Origin of the sequence: Nostoc sp. LEGE 12447, assembly GCF_015206985.1 — a bacterium.
Lineage (GTDB): Bacteria > Cyanobacteriota > Cyanobacteriia > Cyanobacteriales > Nostocaceae > Nostoc.
Genome location: NZ_JADEXT010000029.1, coordinates 46,027 through 67,125, shown reverse-complemented (window position 1 = coordinate 67,125; position 21,099 = coordinate 46,027). Strand labels below are relative to the sequence as shown.

Here is a 21,099-nt window from a genome sequence, read left to right as displayed (position 1 = left end):
CAGTATGTCGTTTGACTATCAGAGCGGCTCAACTGACAATTATGGAGGATATTGCACCGAATAAGCCGTTATTGTAGAGGGAACACGAAATGAAAAAAATGATTACAGTCATACTGTTAGGCATAGCAATCTTCACCTTTGCCTTCAGTAGTCCAGCTTTGGCAGGAGATGCCGTTAGTGGAGCTAAAGTATTTAGTGCTAATTGTGCTTCTTGTCATGCGGGAGGTAAGAATCTGGTTCAAGCAGCAAAAAACCTGAAGAAAGAAGCTTTGGAAAAGTATGGTTTGTACTCAGCAGAGGCAATTATTGCCCAAGTTACAAATGGCAAAAATGCTATGCCTGCCTTCGGCAAACGTTTGAAAGCTGACCAAATTGAAAATGTAGCTGCTTACGTGCTTTCCCAAGCAGATAAAGACTGGAAGTAGATTAATATCTAATACCATTTTTGTATGAAGATTGCGCTTAGAAGACTGATGTAAAACTACAGATTACAGGAGCAATTTATGAATTGCTCCTACGTGAATAAAGTGCAGTCTCACATAGAATTGGTATAACTTCAAAAATTAACAATTAGCGGGACAAAAGCCCCGCTAATTTTAGGTTTTCCAAAATTGTCAAATAGGATGCTTATACCAATTTTAGATTAATAGTCTTGATAAAAAGACTGTTCCAAGAACATCAAACACTATTACCTATCCTAATTTGGTGCTATGAGTAATTTCTGGCGATTATTTATCGGTGTAATTATTTCTTGTTCTCTCACTTTTTTGACTTTATCTGCACATTCAGCACCCGTTTCCATTACCCAAATTACAGCGAGTAATTTTTTGGAATTAGGTGTACATAAGATGCGGCGCGGTAATTATCAGGAAGCAATAGAGAGTTTTAATCAGGCAATTGAAGTTGAGGAAGATTTTGCTGTAGCTTACAGTGATCGCTGTCTTGCTTATCTTCAATTACAAGATTACCATCAAGCGATCGCAGATTGTACCCAAGCTATAAATTTTGCACCTAATGACTCTGAGGCTTATCTGAACCGGGGTTTGGCACTTTACAGACAAGGGGATTATTCCGGTGCCATCGTTGATTATAATCGAGCGATCGCACTTAAACCATCCGATTTTCGAGCTTACTACAACCGAGGGTTAGCCTTTGCAGGGGATGGGAAAGACTTGGAGGCAATTCTTGACTTTAATTTAGCTTTAACTCAAATTCCCCGAATTACTAGCTTACTGCTTGCAGATATCTACAATGACCGAGGTTTGGCGCATTTTGTCTTACAAGATACTCAAGCAGCGATGCTCGACTTTAATCTAGCAATTCGTCTCAACGCTAACGATTATAGAGCGTACTTTAACCGGGCTTGTGCTTGCGGAGAAAATAGAGATGACTTTAGTGCAAAGCTTTGAGGGTTATTACCTTTCATCTTTTGAAGCCTAGCTTGCTCATGAAGCACAACATCTCTAGCCTTTGAAGATCCCACGTCTGGAAATTTAAGCGTCTGAGACAGAAGAAAATATATCTTAATCCAGAGTCAGATCATCTTACCAGTAGAACCGAGATCACACTTCAATAAGTTCATCTCGCTTAAACTAAATATTTATACTTAAGTATAACAAATACTCATATAGGAACTTAAATTATGGCAATGAGAAGAGACGATCGCAGAGATTCTAATTATGACAACGCTGTTAATAATCCTCGCTCACGGCAGAGAGAACCAATTCCTCCTCGTGAACTTCAACAGCTATTGATGACTGTTCGTGCCCAACGCGATGAATGGCAACAACGTGCAAAAGAAAATGAAGAAGCTACATTTCAACTGGTTCATGTTCAGCAAGAGATTCAAACTTACCAAATCAAGGCTAATGAACTAAAAGAGCAAGTTACTCAAAATTATCGCTTCTATATTGATGAACAAGAAAATCATCAAAAGACGCTCTATCTCTACAACGAAGAAAAAGCGAAAATATCACAGCTAGTTCATGTTCACCAGCGAGAGATCCAAACTTGCCAACTCGAAGTTAATGAACTAAAAGAGCAAGTGACTCAAAACTATCGCTTCTATATTGATGAACAAGAAAATCATCAAAAGACGCTCTATCTTTACAACGAAGAAAAAACGAAAGCAACTGAATTTCTTACCAAATATGATGCAGCCAACTCTGAACGAGAAATGTATTTAAGTTTATACAATGAGGCTAAAGCAGAACTCAAGCATGAGCGACGTTCCAAAGCTAGTATTAAGGGATGGGAAACTCGCCGTAAAGCTGAGAATGAAAGACTAAAACGGGAAATTGCCCAGATGGTTGTGCTACTGCGTGAATCCTTAGAAAGGAAGGATGAAGCAGTAAACAGTCTTTACGTTGTAGCAGAACGTATGGATAGGATTCAATCTCTAGTTGATTCGGTGGAAGAAGAAACAACTAATAATCCTTTGGGTTTGGTACAAAAGTTTAAACGCATCTGGCTGGCTATTAAAGATATACTTTCTGAATAAACAAGCATATTCATGAACAATAAATCACTACCAACCACGCAACAACAAGGTAAAGCGAGGCTGGGAGATCAAATTCGCAGTATTGCCGATCGCCTTAAACAAGAGACTGATGTACAAATAAAAGCAACCTCTAAGATTTTAGGGGCTGCTGCTCAGATTGCCGAAAATCATGATCGACTTATTAATGAAGTGGTTGATATGGTTGAGTCAGACCTTAATTTAGAAAAACAAGTATCTCAAAACTATATTTATACTGTTGATATCCTGAAGCAACAGTTTAAAACATTACGGGATGCTAAGGCTTATTTTAAACTAAAAGTTAGTAGTTGGGAATCACTAGTTAATAAATTAAATACTGTGTATTGTCAAAATAGCATAATAAATAATGATTCTAAATCAAATCATGAGTTTACAGACAATAATGTAAAGAATAGCGAAATTACTCACAATAATATTAAAAAGCTGACAGTTGTTTTAGAGCCTGATGTAGCAGAAATGTTTCCAAATTCAGAAGCAGTAAATGAAGGTCTGCGTTTTCTAATTAGAGTTACGCATAAAAATCGTTCGTGAAAGTGTAATAAGATTTAATTTGTTGGTAAAGCTATAAAATATAGGATTAATATAAACCCTATTTCTAACTTATTTATTCATCTGAAGTCAGTTGTAAGAATTTTGGGCTATTCAACCCCTTTCTTATCTTGATTCAGAAACAAGATCCTCGATTTATTTCAGAAGTCGGGAATCGAAATCTGTGGAAATATGACAACGTGTCTTTTGACACGATTTTACTTTTACAGCAAGAATACTACGTGGTGACTGTTTTTACTTGGTGTGAAAGAGAACGTGAAAAAAGATTTTTTGTTGCTAACAGTTGCTTTACCGGGTTTACTGATAGCATTTCCTAGCTTTGCTGCTGAGAGTGAAATTGAGCAGAGAAATACTGATAAATCAACCGAAGTCATTTCCGATATTCAGAGTTTGAGTGAAGTTGAGCTACACGCCATTAATGCCGAATTATTAACTCAACAATCTGCACCGAGTGAAGTTAATCCAGAAACTCAGCCAGATTATACAGATGATGCAGACATTTCCATAGAAGCGATCGCAGAACCAGACAACCTACCTCAATCTACACCAACTTACGTAATTGATAAAGAAGAAATTCAAAAACAGGGTGCCACAAGTTTAGCGGATATCTTAAAAAGAATGCCTGGTTTTGCAATTAATGATGTAGGTCATGGTGCAGATATTCATACAGGTACATACTATCGGGGAGCCTCAATTAATCAGTCTGTATTTCTAATTAATGGCAGACAAATTAACAATAATGTCAACACTTATCATGGTGGAACTGACTTAAATAGCATTCCTGTAGAAGCGATTGAACGAGTGGAATTATATAGCGGCACAGCCTCCGCTTTGTATGGTTCTTCAGCCTTTGGGGGAGTTGTAAATATCATCACCAAGGAAGGTTATGGTAAACCTCAATTGAGCGCTAGTGCAGAATTTGGCTCATTGAGTTTAAATAATCAACAAGTGACTTATGGTGGTTCATCCAATAATGTCAAATATAACTTTAGCTTTGAAAGATTCTTTACAGATAACCGTTATCGCGTGCCTGTAGGTGCAGCAAATCGTGATGAACAGGGATTTTTATCAAATGCAGATACAGCTACAAGTACCTACTTCGGTAGTATTGGACTAGATTTAGATAAAAAAAATTCATTGAATTTAGATGTTACTGCACTCAGCAGTCGTCGCGGCTTAATTTATTTTGGTTTTCCTCTGCAAAGAGATAGATTAGACCACGATGGTTTAAATGTTGGCTTATCTTGGAAAACTCGACTAGGTAATGGGGAAAGTTCTAATCTGACAACTTCAATTGGTTATAACCAAGATTATTTCAGCACTTATGGCCCTACAGGAGCATTTTACCGTACAGGAGCTTTAGATACACAACAACTGACAGCCAGGGTAGATCATGAGTGGAAGGTTACTTCCAATAATAAATTGCGCTGGGGATTAGATTTGAAAAACACCGACTTAACCGGCGATGTTTTGAGTACAAATCCTAGTAGTATTGCCAAAAACGAAACGGAAGATAGAAGTTTGTTTAATACAGCTTTATTTGCTGTGAATACTTGGAATATTAGCGATGATTTTCTGATAGATTTAGGGCTAAGGCAAAGTTTTGACAGTCAGTTTGGAAATTATCTTAACCCTAGTGTTGGGTTACGTTATGCCGTCACACCAATAGTAGCAGTGCGTGGAAGTTGGGCAGGGGCACAACGCAATCCTGGCTTAGATCAGTTGTATGTTTATGATACAGTTCATGGTTGGGAACCAAACCCTGATTTAAGACCAGAAACTGGCTCTACTTGGAGTGCGGGAGTAGATGTCAATTTTTCAGATAATCTGATTGGACAGTTTACTTACTTTGGTAGTAGTATAGGCGATCGCTTGGGAGTCATCGCCGGCAGATGGGAAAACATTGGACTAGTAGATACCAATGGTTTAGAGGTTGCATTGCAATTAAGAATTGCGGCTGGCTGGTCAACTTTCCTAAACTACACTTATACAGATGCTCAAATAAAAACAGGCTCAGAGAGAGGTTTACAGTTAGGTTTGATTCCCTACTCTGTACTGCAAACTGGCGTGGGTTATCAAAATTCAGGTTGGCAGGCTAATTTGTATGTTACCTACAACAGTGGCACTCGCAGAGCCTTCTTTACAAACCCTGGTGACACGATTACAGATTTTTCGCCTTCTTTCGTAAATTTAGATTTGAGCGGTCGTGTACCTGTAACTAGCAATGTAGGATTGACAGTTTACTTAGAAAATCTCCTCGGTGAGCAATATGAGCGAGTTAATCGCATTTATAGCCCTGGATTTACTTTTCGTGTGGGTTTAAGCGCCAATTTTTAGTTGTCTGCTTTTCTCTCTGCGTTCTCTGTGACTCTGCGGTTTAAAAGTTATTTATTGAACCACAGAGGCGCAGAGAACACAGAGAATTTGGTAGCACCACTATGCAACATTGTGCGTTAGGCTAAAGCCGTAATGCACCCTATTTAAGAGGTTGTTTGAAAAGTGTTTCGCTGTGACTTTAGGCACTTTTAGATCCCCCCTAACCCCCCTTAAAAAGGGGGGAATCGGAATCAAAGTCCCCCTTTTTAAAGGGGATTTAGGGGGATCTAAAATTTTTGATGCCGACAAGAGAACTTTTCAAACATCCTCTAAGATTTACTTTTAATCTAAAATCTAAAATTGCGATGAGAGCTAGAATTGACAATCAAATACTTTTTATCCACCACGAAGATTTACCAGAGTTTAAGAAAGGTGGTTCGGTGGTAAGGAATTCTTATTTCTGGGCGTTACGTTCAATTGCCGCTCATGCTTCGCGTTATCGTGATTGGGAATACGAACCGGAGGTTTGGCTAGCACTTTCACGAATGCTTTTGTCTTTTGCTGAATCTGGGTATTTGGGCCTTAGAGAAACTTTACTGGAATTTCCTTTCTCTCAAGGGGAAATTCCTAGTTTGTTGCGAGATGTGTCTACTTTTGAGTAAGCCAAATGAACTGTTGTAAAAGCATTTAAGTATTTTGAGAAAGTAATCAGCAAATATGCTTGATAATTAAAAATTACGGCTGCAAACGCTACATTACCAAAATAATCCTTGAATTTATCGGGCACTCGTAAGAGGTTTAATCCGTCACGATTAGTCATCATAGACAAACCCTAGTTAATAGCAGGGGCAATACTTGTCGGTTAAGGGGAAAAGGGGAAGGGGAAAAGGGAAAGAAAAAACCTTTAACCCTTACCCTTTAACCTTTTCCCCAAACCAAATTCTGAGTTCAAAATGCTTAACCGAGTAGTATTGATAGTAGGGGTAGTTTTGACAAAACAATTAAGATACGTAGGAAAAAACGTGAAAATAGCGATTATTGCGAAAACATTAATTACATCTATCGGTTTATTAGCTTTATTTGCCCCAAGTCAAGCATCGGCTCAACTTGTACCGCAACCTTGGGTTTCAGTCGGTGGAAAAGATGGTGATATAACTTATGCTGTAGGCGCTAGAGCTTTAAATTTTGGGGTTGAGGTAGGAACTGGCCCTGATGGCGCTACGGGAGTAGATGTTTTGAAATTTATCAGTTTGCCTGTCATTTCACCTTATGTAGGAGTTGGACTTTATTCAGAGGATAAAGGTGTTGCAGTTTCCGGTGGTGTTCAGGTAGGTGCTACTGATAACGTTTTTGTTGGTGCTGGTTACAATTCTATTCGTGGTTTTAACGGGCAACTGGGAATCAGATTTTAACTAATTCGTAGGGAGAATAATTGAAGTTGAGATTATTTCTCTGACATGAACTGCGGAATCTTGTTGTAATGCAGATGCCACGATCGCTTCACTCTCAACTATACTCAATCGAGCGATCGCCTGTTTCACTCCAGGTATACTTTGAGGATTGACGCTCAACTCATCCAACCCTAAACCTAATAAAATTGGTGTTGCTATAGTATCTGCTGCCAATTCTCCACATAATCCTACCGAAATTCCGGCAGCATGAGCAGCTTGGATAGTTTGCTGCACCATTCGCAGCACGGCTGGATGTAGCGCATCAACTAAATTTGCCACGCGGGGATTAGTGCGATCGCTAGCCATGACATACTGACTGAGATCGTTAGTCCCTATACTAAAGAAGTCTACTTCAGCTGCTAACTGATCTGCGATCGCAACTGCTGATGGAACCTCCACCATAATCCCCACTTTCATCGCGGCATCAAAGGGGATACCAGCTTGGTTTAATTCAGCCTGCACTTCACCCCAAATTACCTTAGCTGCACGTACCTCTGTCACAGTAGCAATCATCGGCAACATAATTTTAATTTGGTGTCCTATACTGGCTCTCAAGATTGCCCGTAACTGAGTTTTGAATAAATCCAGATGATCTAAACAGAAACGAATTCCCCGCCAGCCTAAGAAAGGGTTTGCTTCTGGAAACCCGACTCTCAGATAAGGAAGTGGCTTATCACCACCGACATCTAAAGTACGAATAATTAGCGGACGATTATCTAAAACTTGGGCGATCGCCTGATACACTTCAAGTTGTTCTTCTTCTGTGGGAGCGCTGATTCTATCTAAATAAAGAAACTCTGTGCGGAGTAATCCTACCCCTTCTGCACCGCTAGCCACAGCAACTTGCACATCATTTATACTACCAATATTGGCGAAAACGCTAACTTGCCGACCATCAAGAGTAATTGCTGGCTGGTGTGCTGTAGCTCGTGCTTCCTCTTGGGCAGTTTGCCAAGCCTCTCGCTTTGCCTCCAGTAAATCTAGGATATGTGATTCTGGTTCTACCCAAGCTTTGCCACTTTCACCATCAAGCGCCATGAGTGTACCATCTGCCAAGTGCAACACCTGGGAATCCACTCCCAAAACTGCGGGAATACCCAATGTCCGGGCGATGATGGCGCTGTGGGAAGTGGCGCTACCAGAAGTTGTACAAATACCCAACACCATTCTCGGATCTAGCCTAGCGGTATCTGAGGGAGTTAAATCAGTTGCTACTAAAATCGCCGGTTCCGAAAGATGCAAGTTAGCAGGGGCATTCCCAGCTAGTAATCGTAGTACCCTTTGCCCTACGTCAATAACATCTTCAACTCTTTCTTGCAGATAAGTATCCTCAAGTGTTCGGTAGGAAGTTACCACCTTATCGACTACGGCTTGCCAAGCTGCTTCAGCATTTATATGGTGGTCTAAAATACGCTGATGAGCCGCTTCCAACAATACTGGATCTTCTAAAAATAGTAATTGGGCATCGAAGATGGCGGCTTCAGCGTCACCAATTTGCAGAGATGCTTGTGAAAAAACTGCTTGGATTTCTTGTCGAGCAGTTTGAATTGCTGCTTGTACTCTTTGCCACTCTGATTCAGGATCGTCTACATGATATTCCGTAATCGTAATGTGAGTGGGTTGATAATTAACAACAGGTGCGATCGCTACTCCCCGAGAAGCGGCAATTCCCGAAAGTTCGCCGCGAGTTGCTGGGGTAACTTCATGCTGAAATACTGGTGGAGAATTCAAGGCAACATTATCTTCACCAAAATTATTTGCGAATAACGCCTGTAATGCCGCCAGCGCTTCATCTGCATCCGAACCGGTGGCAGTAATCACTAGTTCGTGTCCTTGACGCACCCCTAAAGTGGTGACTTGATTAATACTGTCACCCCGAACTAGCTCAGTATTTCTAGTTAAATTCTGCACCAGAATTTGAGATTGAAAGCGGGCGACGGTTCCCACAAACTGGGCTGCGGGACGGGCGTGTAATCCTAAGCGATTGCTGACAATTAGCCGGATTTCTTTGACGGGAAATTCTGATTTTCTTACTTCGATGTTGTCACTGACAACTGGCAACGGACTTACACCCAATTGAGTTGCTTTTGCTAGAAGTGCGCCGCGTGCTTCCGCTATGACTTGGTGAATGTTTTTACCAGCCGCCGCAGCTACCACAGCAGCTACTGCACCCTCTACTAGAGGTGCTTCACACAAATACACTTTTTGTTGCTGTGCTTCTGGCAAAAACTCAATGGCCATTTCTGCACTCAGCAAAGCACTACCCAAATCCATCAATACCAAAACACCATCATCAGAGAAAACAGAAGCGATCGCTTCATAAACCTGAATCGGATCTGTACCCAATGGATTTTCAGGATCTTCAATACCTGCTGCAACAGCGATGGAAACTTGGCCCTGAACCATTTGCGCGGCGAGTTCCCGCACACCTAGAGCTAGTTGTTTACTGTGAGAGACGATAACAATTCCGATCGCTGCCATACCGCCAAACTTGTTAAGAGGTTTGCGTTTAGCTCGTTATCCACTACAATTTCCCATTCCGCACCGCTAAATAAAAGAAGGCAGAGGGCAGGAGGCAGGAGGCAGGAGGAAAAAATTATGAATCAAAAATTCAGTTCTGGATCTAGAGCCATAGTTTAAAAAGAAGAATTGTATCTAGCAGAAAATGCCGATACATACAAAGCATCCTTGCTTCAATCCCACACAGTTGCGTGTAGGTTACTCCTGCCTTCTGCCTTATGCCTCCTGCCTCCTTCAATACAATTGCAAGTCCCCGAAGATATTCCGGTCTTTCCAGCTAGAAATACGAATAAAATAGCCTTCTTTTACAGAAATACGTGGTATCCACTCATAAACACCATCGCTAGCGGTACGGGAAGAAATATTTTGGATAAGTTTGTCTCCATCGTACAGCTTAATCGAGACATCGCTATCAAAATTATCTTGCCACAATATTAAATAGGGCTGATCCTTCTTGGGAAGTACTTTAGCAGTTAGCTGGCCAATCAGGATTTTTGGTGCAACCTGATTTTTAGTTGTCTTACGGAATCCCAAATAATGAGGAAGGTTTCGGAACGCAGGATTTTCTTGCGGATTAGAAAGTTGAGGAACAATAATATTTCCGTTCTGGGAATTGAACAAATAAGTTGATCTGCCGCCGTCAACAGTAATGATGTCGCCTTTAACTCCTAATTTACGTAATAAATCGGCTGCCTCATCCAGAGTTGCTTTGTTCACCGTCATAATCAACAATACCTCGTCACCCTTAACACTATCTTTGTTTAAAGTACCGATGACTTGATACTTATTTGCTTGGTTTTGAGCTAAGACTTTTGCTGGATGATCGCTGTATCGGTAAGTGACGATCGCATTTTTCACTGCTTTTTGGTTGAGAGGTGCGCCGCTAACCTGGTTGTAATCAGTAATGTATGCCTGCTTATTATCCCAGACTAAAGCTTTGAGGCGAATATTACTATAGTATTTATCTTTTGGTTGTTTGATTGGGCCATAAGGGCTATTGCCACCACTGATGACTACACCATTTAATTTAATTGGAAAGGATAATTGAGTACTAGACTCGTATTGCTCAAAGAAAGAACAATTAATTATTGAGAAAACGTTATTTGAGTAAAATTTCTTATATTCTTCTGCAACTTCAGAAAATAATTTTCTGTTGAAAAAAGGACTGTAATATTTACTTTCTCCTTGATAATATTTACCCTCATTTATACCCATACTATCTACTTCTCCGATAATTTGATCTATGTGCATTTTGCGGAGATTGATAACTTGTAAATAGGCTTCGTTACCATTGGTTAATTCTTTTTTATATAAAGCCGCTCCGTCTATAGCCTGGAGAGGCTGATAAGAAGATAAAGGGTTGAAAGTTTGGGAAATCCAAAAGCTACTGAGAATGGGCAGCAAAAAGAGCAATAAATTGATTACAATATTCATGAGTATTTGATTGAGTTATAAATAAGTATTTGGAATTATAATTGAAATTTAAATATTAGCCAAATTTTTAAATCTAAACTGTGAGTTCAGAAGGTGAAGTTTCAGATTCTAAAGTCCAAGTTTCAAGTTAAATTAAAATTAGAACCTCGACTTCTTCGAGAAGTTGGGGTTCTGGACATCGCGCATTTTCACAACTCATTTAGGATTGCTATAAAACTTATACATTGATAGGAAAAATCAAGTATAGATGATTTGAAAAATCAGATCCATCGGTGATTTTAACCTAACTGCATTTTAAATGCTTGTGCGATCGCTCTCAAAATCTCAACGTTGAGCCTCTGAACTCGGAACTTCGACCTTTTTGCTCGAACGTTGAGTCTCTGAACCCGGAACTCCGACCTTTTTGCTCGAATGTTGAGCCTCTGAACTCGGAACTCCGACCTTTTTGCTCGAACGTTGAGCCTCTGAACTCGGAACTTCGACCTTTTTGCTCGAACGTTGAGCGTTTGAACTCGGAACTCCGACCTTTTTGCTCGAACGTTCAAGCTTTGAGCTTTAAACTTGCACTTCAACAGTGCAATTGATGAATTATTTCCTACGGTGCTACCTGTTGAGACTTGACTTTCCGATTTTTACGAGAAAACCGTTGCCCCATTTCTTCAACCATCGTGTCTAAACCTGTCCCCTGACCACTGACTTTAGCATAGTTATATACTTGCAAGGCGGCTGCATAAGCTTCGCTGCCTACTGCCAAGGATGTATCATCTACCAAATCTTGCAATTGTGTCAACGAGAGCAATAGTGGATACAACGCTTCAAATAATTGCACATCTTTCCGCATCTCATCTATGTCAAACGATCGCGGTAAGAACTCTGGATTTTGCGTCGCCACCTCTAATGCTTTGCTTACAAACGCCCGACTTTTATCTCCCATCTTAGGTAAAGCTTTGCGATTATCTGCACTCAAATCAACTAAAAATGGTAAGTTTTCTTTAATCGTAGCGATCGCTTGGAACACAGCATCTCTCTGTGTTTGTGCCAGTGTTGCACTAATTGAGGTCGTAGACATAAGAATAACTCTCCAGTATGTTTCTTTAATCTAGAGTGCCCAGCTATACAAATTAAATTTCAATATGGTATTTCTATCTTGTCTAATCCGCGCGATCGCATAGTATATTTATCGAGGAAGGCAGGAGGAAAACTGCCCGACGCTCGCGGACTCGCTAACGCTACGCTATCTGTTTCCTGCCGCGACCATAGGGAGCAAGGGTTTAAGACCCCTACTGTTGCGTTAGCTTCCCGCAGGGTACGAGAGCTCAGTGGCTCTAAATTAGTAGGGGTCGAATCCACTACTGATTTACTCCTTCTGCCTTCTGCCTCCTGCCTCCTTCAATTCCACCATTGCGTACTAAGTTGATGAAGCACTTAAAAAACATTCGTTGTAGTATAGCTCTGGTTTTGTAAAACTAGTGGTATAAGAGATGATGGCTCAATTTGAATACAGCACTCTCGCCGATCCACAGGATATCAAGCAGCTGAAACATATCCTTGAGCAGTGTTTCATCAGCGCCCTTAATGGCGAGGAAGCTTATATTAAGAAGATTGGTATAGAAAATTTCCGCATTATTCGGAGATTGGAACAATTAGCAGGTGGATTAGCAACTCTTAATATGGGTCAGTGGTGGGGTGGTCAACGTGTACCAATGACAGGAATTGCCGCAGTGGGCATTGCTCCAGAGTATCGCGGTTCAGGAGTTGCGATCGCTCTTATGCAAAACACCCTTAAAGAACTTTACGATAGAGGTATAGCAATCTCCGCTCTTTATCCAGCCGTTCAAAGCTTGTACCGGAAAGTAGGTTATGAGCAGGGGGGTAGCTGGTGTATTTGGGAAATTGCTACCCAGAGTATCCAAGTGCGCGAGCAACCCCTACCTTTACAACTAGTAGAAAATATCAATCATGAAGTCTTTCATGAGCTATATCAGCAGCAGGCAAGACAAACGCATGGATATTTAGACCGACATCCAGCAATCTGGGAGCAAATAATCCAACCAAATGAGAAGGAAATACTCTATACCTATTTGATTGGTACTAAAGACCAACCGCAAGGTTACATTATCTTTACTCAAGAGCGAACAAATGATGGTGAAATCCTCTTCGTAAAAGATTGGGTACTAAATACAGTTGCTGCTGCACAAACTTTCTGGTCTTTTCTAGCAAGTCATCGCTCTCAAATTCACCAAGTTCGATGGAAAAGTTCTGCAATTGATTCTCTGACATTGCTGCTACCAGAGCAAACTGCCAAGATTAAGAATACGAGTCGTTGGATGCTGCGGCTAGTAGATATAGTTAAGGCATTGGAATTGCGTGGTTATCCAACGGGAATCCAAACTGAACTACACTTAGAAATTCAAGATAATTTGCTGACTGGAAATAATGGTAAATTCATTCTTTCTGTTGCCAACGGACGTGGCGAAGTCACAAAAGGTGGAAAAGGTGAGTTGCAGCTAGATATCCGAGAATTAGCACCATTGTATACAAGCTTGTTTACCCCCTACCATTTGCAAATAGCAGGAAAACTGAATGGTACAGAAACGGCTATTTTAGCAGCTACGCAAATATTTGCAGGTGCTTCGCCTTGGATGGCTGATTTCTTTTAAAGAATTGGGAATTGGGAATGGGGCATTGGGCATTGGGCATTGGTTATTAATTCATCTCCTCATCTTCCTCATCTCCTTTACCTGACTTACTTAAACAGACAAGGGGCTTAAGCTCCTTGTCTTAAACCCCTTGTTAAAAGTAGTTTTTGCTGTTGAGTTTTGTTCCTTAATCCAACCTAAACCTAGATAGATCAAAACCTATTAAAAATAAAAGTTTGTGATTTTTCTTTGATTAAGGTAATGGAAAATGGCTAGTTAGCTCAAGAAATTTGGTGTACCACTACCACCATTCTTACCAACAGCAGGAATTTCTAATAGACTATCTGTAGCTTTGCCAGTACCGTCATTGACAACGGTTGTAGAGCTACCTGATGGATGTCCATTGGGAACGAACAGTTGCGGATGGTCAAAAGGCGCTTTCTCATACCGAACTCGCTCATCAGTCAGACCTTTTAAAAAGGCGACCAATTGCTGTTTTTCTTCCGGTGAGAGACGCAGTGGGGGAAGAAGCCCTAAATCACCACCTCGGTTGTAAAAATCAATCACTTGCTCTAAGGTTGCGTGACCTCCATTGTGGAAGTAGGGAGCAGTGAGTTCCACATTGCGAAGTCCAGGTGCTTTGAAGGCTCCGGCTGCAAACACAAATTCATTAGGATTCAACGGTGGATTTAAGGTGGGAGGGTTTTCGCCAAGGAGAAGCTGAAATTTCCCTAACTGAGCCAATCGTGCTTCTGAAAGCGGATTACCGAAAGCGTCCTTACCACCCAAACTAGGATCTTCTGTAGTAGGTGTGACACCGATATTGAAGAAGCCAGTGTCTTCAGGGGAATTTGGCGGGAAGGGCGCACGTTTGATTCGTCCTTCTTTAGCGACATTGCTTGTTGAAGCAGCTGTCAATTCCGAGCCTACGTGACAAGCAATACAGAAAGCTTTGCCCTCAAACAGTTGTTTACCTAGTTTCTGCTCAGAAGTTAGGGCATTAGTTTTTCCTTCTAAGAACTGATCGAAGGGCGTATCATTGGCAATGAGTGTAGACTCGTACAACTGAACTGCCAGCCCAAAGAATAGTGAGAAGTTGTACTCCATTAATGTGTACTCATTAGTCTCCAAGGAGCGATCGGGCTTTTTGACAAAAGTCCTTCTACCTTCATCATCAACTTGGATGAGTTGATTAGACTTCCACCACTCCGGCTTGAAAGCATCTTGAATCAGCTGCCCATAAGTTTTATCTTTGAGTCCGGGTTTGGGCGATCTACTATCTGCACCTAAAACGCTGTCTTGTGGATGCACTACCTGCTTACCTAGCGGTCTGAGAGGTAATAACTTTTTCGCAAGTTTTCGGGGAAGTTTTTTACCTTTACCAGCGCTGAGGGATCTTTTGTCAATTCGCCCGAACTTATCACCAATCTCTTGAAAAGTTCGACCATCAGCAGACGACTCAAAGGAACTGAGTGGCGGGCCAACCGCTTGGGATGCCAAAGATGCATTCTTCAGACTGACTTTGACAAATTCTAGTTTATTTGGGTTTGCTGCTTTGGCGATCGCAGCATTAGGATCTCTTAAACCAAAGGGATTCACCCCATTAAAGATATTTTCTGCCCTTCCGTCCCAAAAGTTACGGAAGTTGAATGCTGAATTAATCACGGTTGGAGTATTACGCGGCTCGACGCGGCGCACATTAACGCCTCCCACGTTAAACACTGGATCTGGCTCGTTTGTTACTTGGTCTTGTGCATTACCAGGCGTGACATCAACAAACTTACTATTGAAGATGCCCTGAGAAGAACTGACATCGTTACTGTGGAAAGGAAAATCTTCTGGTTTGAGTTGGTAGTTTGGTAAACCACCAACATTAAAAACCGCATCTGGATTTTCCGTACCATCAGGGTTAATCCGTAAAAGTCCAGGAGCAATCTGATTTTTGGATCTATTGTCGGCCCCAGCATGAAAGTGACAACTAGCACAGGCGGTTATGCCGTCGCTCCCAACCTGCATATCCCAAAAAAGAGTTTTTCCTAACTTTATGGCGGCTACTTTGTCTTTTACGAAGTCTCCAAGATTGTCCGGCTCCGGAACCGATATGCTTTTGAGCGAAGCTAGAGGCGATGGCGTAACCTGGGCTGAGACAGTATTTCCAGCTATTATTGCTGCCATAATAATGACAGCAATTGTTATAGTCTTTAAAAATCTTGATCTCAGGTAGTTAAGCTTGCCATATTTGAATCTCCACTCTTGGCGCTTTATTTTTGTCACCATAGATTTGAGCAAAAATCGACTTTTTGAGGTAAGTAGTAAGTAAATGGATAAGCTTGTAATAGAAATTACTAAGCTTAAGATGGGTATAAACCCCATAATGCTTCGTACTAAGATAAAACTGAAACAAATTATACGTTTACGTGGAACCCTGAATTTTAATATTCATGTAAAGTAACTACGCAATTTACAAATTTTCTATAAACAAGAAACGCCACGATTTAGCACTAAAAATAAATTGAGTAGGGTCGATAAGCCGTTCTACATTTAATTTTTTCACTAAGCTATTAATATAGATTGTCAATAAAAGATTGTAAAATTTAGATATGCAAATTAGATATGTTTTAACTTATCATCAGCCCTACTTTGAGTAGGATACTTGAATGTCACTACATCAAAGTTCTGGTCGCTGGCGCTTAGGGCTAGTATTATCGCTATTAACGGTTTTATTGTGGGGAATTCTACCTATTGCTCTGGCAGTAATTCTGCAAGTACTTGATGTCTATACCGTTGTTTGGTTTCGATTTTCGGTATCATTTTTACTACTCGCCGTGTATTTAGGAATACGTGGCAAGTTACCAAAGTTAGAACAACTGCGTTCTGCTTCTTGGAAATTATTAGCGATCGCTACACTATTCTTAGGGATTAATTACTTCTTTTTTACCCAGGGTTTATCACTAACATCACCTGCTAACGCTGAAGTTCTGATTCAATTATCTACCCTTTTATTAGGTTTCGGAGGGTTAGTGATTTTTAAAGAACGTTATCGGCTGTATCAATGGATTGGTGTCAGTGTCATGATTTGCGGTTATGTTTTATTCTTTCGTGAACAACTAACAAATCTAATTACAGCACATGGAACATATCTACTAGGTAGTGTTTTTATAGCCCTAGGCTCAACGTCATGGGCTATTTATGCTTTAGCACAAAAGCAGTTATTACAATCTTTATCTTCCGCCAGCATCATGCTGATTATTTATGGAGGATGTGCTTTATTATTCACTCCTCTAGCCAAAGTAAAATCACTTTTGATACTCGATCCTTTCCATTTAGGAATGTTGCTTTTTTGTGCTTTTAATACTTTAATCGCTTACGGTGCTTTTTCCGAATCATTAGAACATTGGGAAGCATCACGAGTAAGTGCCGTAATAGCTTTAGCTCCCATTGTGACATTAATATCAGTTGCAGTTGTATCAGTTATTGCACCTGATTGGATACCATCAGAACACTTCAGTTTAGTAGCAATATTGGGAGCAGGTTTAGTAGTTACAGGTTCAGTAGCGATCGCATTAGGGAAAGCTGATTAGTAGTAAGGATTTTCAGGATTTTTACTGTTTTATTTATCTATAGAATCCGTGCAACATTCAAAGCTACAACATAAATACTGAGGCAGAGTATTTTTTATTTGTTATGATTTGATAGTGAAGGCGAACTACGGGAGTCACCCATTATAAGATGGATACTTTACCCATCTGTGTGACACTGTAGGATCTGATTTTTGACTTTCTAGCCAAGAAAAAAATTCTTGAAGAAGAATTCATAAATCAGAATTCAGGAGTCAGATAAAGCTTTCTACATTCGCAAGTCATACAAAATTCATACTGAATTATAACGGCTGACTCCTAAATTCTGTTTTGATAAAATTGAGGCTAAAAACTTAAAGTAAACCAAGCAGGGTGTCCGAATAACTACCAAAGCCAACACCTGATAAAACCAGACCACCGAAACAGTTGAGCGATGAATAGTTTGTTTGGTAATTGGGCCAGCAGCCTCAGAAAAAGTTCCCTATTGCTGGTTCTTTCAACACTGCTGCCAACGTTTGGAATTAGTAATTCTGTCTTGGCAGCAGAGCGGATTTATGCATCTTATTCAGCCTTAGAGCTTTCCATTTCAGTCAACACTTTAGAAAACTATGCCAAAACAGGTGTAATTAACGAAGATTTGGCAGCGTATCAGCAATATCTTCCTCTACAACAGCTTCCAGAATTGCGACGGATTTTACTTAATCGTGTGAAAGTTAGTCCGGTAGTACTTTCGCAACTTCTCTACACACCGCAAGGAGAATTTTTGCTGCATCGATTGGCGCAAGTCATTAAAACCAGTCAACCAGGATTTGGTCATTTGCGTTCGGCATTAATTTCAGCCTCTGCTGAATCGGGAGGCTTGACACTTTTGAATGTTTTGCGTAAATATCCTAGCAGCAGCATTCGTCTTGATGTTGCAGAGACTTTAGAAATAGCTACGGAATTAGAGAAACTTGTTAACCAAACCCATAGTGCGATCGCAGCAGTTTCCCAAGAGTCTAAAATAGAAGCTGCTACCACTCCACAACCAAATCTCTCGCAATTGCCTGATTTGAAGGTTCCTGGCAAGTTTAAGTCGCAAAAATACACCCTAAAGTTTTTTGACTCAAAGCGCAATCGGCTTTTATTAACTGATGTTTACATTCCCAATGTTCAAAAGACTGCACCCGTAATTGTGATTTCTCACGGCTTGGGTTTAGATAGCAGCAACTTTCAATATTTAGCTACGCACCTATCTTCTTATGGATTTGCCGTTGTCGTTCCTAATCATCCTGGTAGCGATGCTAAACAATTACGTTCTCTGCTAAAGGGACACGCCATTGAAGTAGCAGAACCAGGTGAATTTCAAGACCGACCAATGGACGTCACATATATATTGAATCAATTGGAAAAAGGTAATCAATCTGATTCAAGGTTTAAAGGTCGCTTAAATCTGCAACAAGTCGGAGTATTTGGTCAATCTTTGGGAGGCTACACAGCCTTGGCCCTGGCAGGCGCAAAAATCAACTTTGAGCAGCTAAAACAAGACTGTCAACCAGCAGCACTGCAAAAAACCTGGAATATGTCTTTACTGCTCCAGTGTCGCGCTTTAGAATTGAGCATCAGCAAGTCCGGCAAGGATTATAACCTGCGGGATGAGAGAGTCAAAGCTGCGATCGCAGTTAATCCTATTACTAGTTCTATTTTTGGCAAAGCTGGCTTAAGTCAAATCAAAACTCCAGTGATGATTGTCAGCAGTAGTGATGATACTGTTGCACCTGCTTTATCTGAGCAAATTTTACCTTTCTCCTGGTTTGCGAATTCACAAAAGTATCTTGTCATGCTTGAAGGTGGTACTCACTTTTCCACTATTGGTAATGGTAATCCTGCAAATCAACAAGTAGCATTACCTACTGATATGATTGGTGATGCTTCTCAAGCGCGTCGTTACATGAATGTTTTGAGTTTACCTTTCTTCCAAACCTACGTTGCAGGAAAGCCACAATACACACCTTACCTGAACGCCGCCTACACTCAAAGCATTTCTAGTAAGTCTCTTGGTTTAAGTCTTGTCAAGTCATTGAATACAACCGAATTAGCTCAATTGCTGGATATACAAGGAGCCAAAACCGTAAAAAAAAAGTTCCCAACACTATAGTCAGCTTCGGATTTTGGATGTTGGATATTGGTGTTGCATTGCTGCATGTAATGATTTTTATTTGATTTATACAGACGTAATTAATTACGTCTGTAGAGTTGATTTGCATCTTTATAAAATCAGAGGTTCAATTCTTGCTTGCACTTCTTCAATTAGCTCCTCTTGAACTCTCTCTACAAACAAAACTTTTCTAACTTTCCAGTCTAGTGATTTGATCTGATTGGCTTTAGGAGGTTTAGGCGTAACTTCTGTGGGTCATGTTTAGATTAGCACCACTCAAGTCAGCACCACTCAAGTTAGCACCACGCAAGTCAGCACCACTCAAGTCAGCATCACTCAAGTTAGCACCACTCAAGTCAGCACCACTCAAGTCAGCATCACGCAAGTTAGCACCACTTAAGTCAGCACCACTTAAGTCAGCACCATATAAATTAGCACCACTCAGGTTAACACCACTCAGATCCATACCATGCACGTCAACACCATGTAGATCAGTACCATATAGTTCAGCTTCACGCAGTTTACCAGCACTGAGATTAGCAACTTCTTGGGTTAGAGGTTGAAATACTGCTAAACGAGGTAAATAGGGTTTTTCTAGTTTTTTTTCTAGTTCTAAAAGCTTTTCTAAATCTTCCACTGGCCGAATTAGTAAATCAGCCCCATCAAAGTTTTGGGGGTTGCGTGTGATGATTGCGCTAACCCCCATAAAGATTGCACAGGCAACCTCAAACGCAGATTCAGGATCTTTAAGATTGAGTGAATTTGCTTGCTCCATTAAATCAGAGATCGGACAGACTGAAATTTTTGCTTGTATGGCAGATACAAATTCTTCAGCAACATCGGGGCAAGGCATATTCTTTGCTAATAAGCCAATTTTATTCAACCCAATATCTGTGATAATAAATTGAATCTGTTGCTTTTCAATAATATCCACTAAGTTCTCAGCTTCCTGTCGGTACATTAGATACTCAAATAACAAGTCAGCATCAACCACTAGTTGCATCATTGGTGCGCCCTCACCCCTGAAGATTCATCACTATTTTGCTGGTTTAGTGCGCCTGCTTTACCAGAATTTAAACGTGCGCGTAGGTATGCCAAAGATGTTTCTGCTGGTTCAGTGTTTACGACATATTCAATCAGATCCTCTGGCGAGCAAGCAAAGATTTTGCACAATTTGACTACTCTATCAATCCATTCGACGCTACTCCTGCCCGTTTCCCAATTGGCGACTGTATTCTCAGTAACCTCTAATAGATCAGCTAATTGGCGCTGAGTTAGCTTTTCCTTCTCACGGAGTGTCGCTATCCGTGAGACTGCCTTCATGCGTTCCATATACTTGCCTATTGTCCTTACAATTCCTACCTTAGCACTTTTGCCTAAAAAAAATTAGGCATTGTTTGTTGCGTTGAAAATTTTAGTGTAAAGTGAAAATATCACCCTAATAATTTTTAGGGTGATATTTTTAGCCAACTATCTTTAGAGATACACCACCACGAATTCAAGCTCATGGCACACCAAACTAATTCTTACGAAGAAATGAAACGGAAAACCTATCAAGAACATCTGTATCAGACTCGATTGAGCTACATCTTATCTTGTGTGGCGATTGCCTCTGCTATTGGCATGACTTTATTAGCAGGTTTTCTCATTCTTTCAGGCAAAACCACACAAGCTAATGTGACAGCCGTAACAGGGCTAATTTCTACTGGACTCTATATTCCTCTGTCCAGGGATGCTAATAGAAAAATCGAGCGCCTGACAAAACTTACAACTAACTTCACGCCTCAAGCGAAGCCTAAATCGGGATGTAAGTAGGACAAAAAAGATGACTGCTTAACCACCTTTAGCTTCATGTCACTCTGCTATGACCAGCAAAGTAAGAAATTTTATACTGAAGTTTCTTACTTTGAATTATTACTTCCCTTATCTCCCTTTT

The 21,099-nt window shown here is 40.6% G+C and carries 16 protein-coding genes and 1 pseudogene; 11 read left to right on the top strand and 6 right to left on the bottom strand.

What is annotated here, in order from left to right; all coding sequences use genetic code 11:
- The first annotated feature begins 89 nt into the window (after positions 1-89).
- The 7 genes and pseudogenes from petJ to IQ274_RS24735 all read left to right on the top strand — a co-directional run bounded on the left by petJ (position 90) and on the right by IQ274_RS24735 (position 6,816).
- Complete coding sequence (gene petJ / locus IQ274_RS24765; protein ID WP_114080721.1) at positions 90-425, top strand: cytochrome c6 PetJ; 336 nt, start codon at positions 90-92, stop codon at positions 423-425.
- Positions 426-710: 285 nt separating this feature from the next.
- Positions 711-1,400, top strand: a pseudogene (locus IQ274_RS24760) (tetratricopeptide repeat protein); the annotation flags it as partial.
- A gap of 242 nt (positions 1,401-1,642) precedes the next feature.
- Positions 1,643-2,500, top strand: coding sequence for a hypothetical protein (locus tag IQ274_RS24755; RefSeq protein WP_228058343.1), 858 nt, complete (start codon positions 1,643-1,645; stop codon positions 2,498-2,500).
- A gap of 12 nt (positions 2,501-2,512) precedes the next feature.
- Positions 2,513-3,070, top strand: coding sequence for a hypothetical protein (locus IQ274_RS24750; RefSeq protein WP_194143746.1), 558 nt, complete (start codon positions 2,513-2,515; stop codon positions 3,068-3,070).
- Between the two features lie 273 nt (positions 3,071-3,343).
- Positions 3,344-5,425 carry a TonB-dependent receptor plug domain-containing protein gene (locus IQ274_RS24745; protein ID WP_194143745.1) on the top strand — a complete coding sequence of 694 codons (2,082 nt, stop codon included), beginning with the start codon at positions 3,344-3,346 and terminating at the stop codon, positions 5,423-5,425.
- A 344-nt stretch (positions 5,426-5,769) separates the two neighbouring features.
- Complete coding sequence (locus IQ274_RS24740; protein WP_114083200.1) at positions 5,770-6,066, top strand: hypothetical protein; 297 nt, start codon at positions 5,770-5,772, stop codon at positions 6,064-6,066.
- A 360-nt stretch (positions 6,067-6,426) separates the two neighbouring features.
- Positions 6,427-6,816: a hypothetical protein gene (locus IQ274_RS24735; RefSeq protein ID WP_194143744.1), complete on the top strand. Its 390-nt coding sequence runs from the start codon at positions 6,427-6,429 to the stop codon at positions 6,814-6,816.
- Here the strand turns inward: IQ274_RS24735 and ptsP are convergent, their stop codons facing one another.
- The 3 genes from ptsP to IQ274_RS24720 form a co-directional block, all read right to left on the bottom strand.
- Entirely contained in the window at positions 6,817-9,336 is a 2,520-nt protein-coding gene (ptsP, locus tag IQ274_RS24730) for a phosphoenolpyruvate--protein phosphotransferase (RefSeq protein WP_194143743.1), read from the bottom strand.
- Positions 9,337-9,609: 273 nt separating this feature from the next.
- Positions 9,610-10,809 (bottom strand): phosphodiester glycosidase family protein, encoded by a 1,200-nt coding sequence (locus IQ274_RS24725; protein WP_194143742.1) that lies wholly within the window; start codon positions 10,807-10,809, stop codon positions 9,610-9,612.
- A gap of 595 nt (positions 10,810-11,404) precedes the next feature.
- The gene (locus IQ274_RS24720) at positions 11,405-11,878 is read right to left on the bottom strand and encodes a hypothetical protein (protein WP_163927596.1); all 474 of its coding nucleotides are present in this window, start codon (positions 11,876-11,878) and stop codon (positions 11,405-11,407) included.
- A gap of 412 nt (positions 11,879-12,290) precedes the next feature.
- Here IQ274_RS24720 and eis point away from each other — a divergent pair, with 412 nt between their 5' ends.
- Positions 12,291-13,469, top strand: coding sequence for a GNAT family N-acetyltransferase (gene eis / locus IQ274_RS24715; RefSeq protein WP_194143741.1), 1,179 nt, complete (start codon positions 12,291-12,293; stop codon positions 13,467-13,469).
- Between the two features lie 255 nt (positions 13,470-13,724).
- Here eis and IQ274_RS24710 read toward each other — a convergent pair whose 3' ends face one another.
- The gene (locus IQ274_RS24710) at positions 13,725-15,821 is read right to left on the bottom strand and encodes a cytochrome-c peroxidase (protein WP_194143740.1); all 2,097 of its coding nucleotides are present in this window, start codon (positions 15,819-15,821) and stop codon (positions 13,725-13,727) included.
- Between the two features lie 284 nt (positions 15,822-16,105).
- Between IQ274_RS24710 and IQ274_RS24705 the strand changes: the two genes are divergently transcribed.
- Positions 16,106-17,029 carry a DMT family transporter gene (locus IQ274_RS24705; RefSeq protein ID WP_163927599.1) on the top strand — a complete coding sequence of 308 codons (924 nt, stop codon included), beginning with the start codon at positions 16,106-16,108 and terminating at the stop codon, positions 17,027-17,029.
- 430 nt (positions 17,030-17,459) lie between these two features.
- Positions 17,460-19,163: an alpha/beta hydrolase gene (locus tag IQ274_RS24700; RefSeq protein WP_194143739.1), complete on the top strand. Its 1,704-nt coding sequence runs from the start codon at positions 17,460-17,462 to the stop codon at positions 19,161-19,163.
- 235 nt (positions 19,164-19,398) lie between these two features.
- Here the strand turns inward: IQ274_RS24700 and IQ274_RS24695 are convergent, their stop codons facing one another.
- Together IQ274_RS24695 and IQ274_RS24690 are read right to left on the bottom strand one after the other, a co-directional pair.
- Positions 19,399-20,169, bottom strand: coding sequence for a pentapeptide repeat-containing protein (locus tag IQ274_RS24695; protein WP_228058342.1), 771 nt, complete (start codon positions 20,167-20,169; stop codon positions 19,399-19,401).
- Positions 20,166-20,495, bottom strand: coding sequence for a helix-turn-helix transcriptional regulator (locus IQ274_RS24690; RefSeq protein ID WP_228058341.1), 330 nt, complete (start codon positions 20,493-20,495; stop codon positions 20,166-20,168). Before IQ274_RS24690 ends, IQ274_RS24695 begins: the two co-directional genes overlap by 4 nt.
- A 174-nt stretch (positions 20,496-20,669) precedes the next feature.
- On the opposite strand from IQ274_RS24690, the gene IQ274_RS24685 reads away from it, so the two are divergent.
- Positions 20,670-20,978, top strand: coding sequence for a TRADD-N-associated membrane domain-containing protein (locus IQ274_RS24685; protein ID WP_194143738.1), 309 nt, complete (start codon positions 20,670-20,672; stop codon positions 20,976-20,978).
- The last annotated feature ends 121 nt before the right edge of the window (positions 20,979-21,099 follow it).

Excerpts from the sequence above, each read along its gene's own strand:
- petJ (WP_114080721.1), top strand. The coding sequence starts at position 90 with ATGAAAAAAATGATTACAGTCATACTGTTAGGCATAGCAATCTTCACC.
- IQ274_RS24755 (WP_228058343.1), top strand. The coding sequence starts at position 1,643 with ATGGCAATGAGAAGAGACGATCGCAGAGATTCTAATTATGACAACGCT.
- IQ274_RS24750 (WP_194143746.1), top strand. The coding sequence starts at position 2,513 with ATGAACAATAAATCACTACCAACCACGCAACAACAAGGTAAAGCGAGG.
- IQ274_RS24740 (WP_114083200.1), top strand. The coding sequence starts at position 5,770 with ATGAGAGCTAGAATTGACAATCAAATACTTTTTATCCACCACGAAGAT.
- ptsP (WP_194143743.1), bottom strand. The coding sequence starts at position 9,336 with ATGGCAGCGATCGGAATTGTTATCGTCTCTCACAGTAAACAACTAGCT.
- IQ274_RS24725 (WP_194143742.1), bottom strand. The coding sequence starts at position 10,809 with ATGAATATTGTAATCAATTTATTGCTCTTTTTGCTGCCCATTCTCAGT.
- IQ274_RS24720 (WP_163927596.1), bottom strand. The coding sequence starts at position 11,878 with ATGTCTACGACCTCAATTAGTGCAACACTGGCACAAACACAGAGAGAT.
- eis (WP_194143741.1), top strand. The coding sequence starts at position 12,291 with ATGATGGCTCAATTTGAATACAGCACTCTCGCCGATCCACAGGATATC.
- IQ274_RS24710 (WP_194143740.1), bottom strand. The coding sequence starts at position 15,821 with ATGGGGTTTATACCCATCTTAAGCTTAGTAATTTCTATTACAAGCTTA.
- IQ274_RS24705 (WP_163927599.1), top strand. The coding sequence starts at position 16,106 with ATGTCACTACATCAAAGTTCTGGTCGCTGGCGCTTAGGGCTAGTATTA.
- IQ274_RS24700 (WP_194143739.1), top strand. The coding sequence starts at position 17,460 with ATGAATAGTTTGTTTGGTAATTGGGCCAGCAGCCTCAGAAAAAGTTCC.
- IQ274_RS24695 (WP_228058342.1), bottom strand. The coding sequence starts at position 20,169 with ATGATGCAACTAGTGGTTGATGCTGACTTGTTATTTGAGTATCTAATG.
- IQ274_RS24690 (WP_228058341.1), bottom strand. The coding sequence starts at position 20,495 with ATGGAACGCATGAAGGCAGTCTCACGGATAGCGACACTCCGTGAGAAG.
- IQ274_RS24685 (WP_194143738.1), top strand. The coding sequence starts at position 20,670 with ATGGCACACCAAACTAATTCTTACGAAGAAATGAAACGGAAAACCTAT.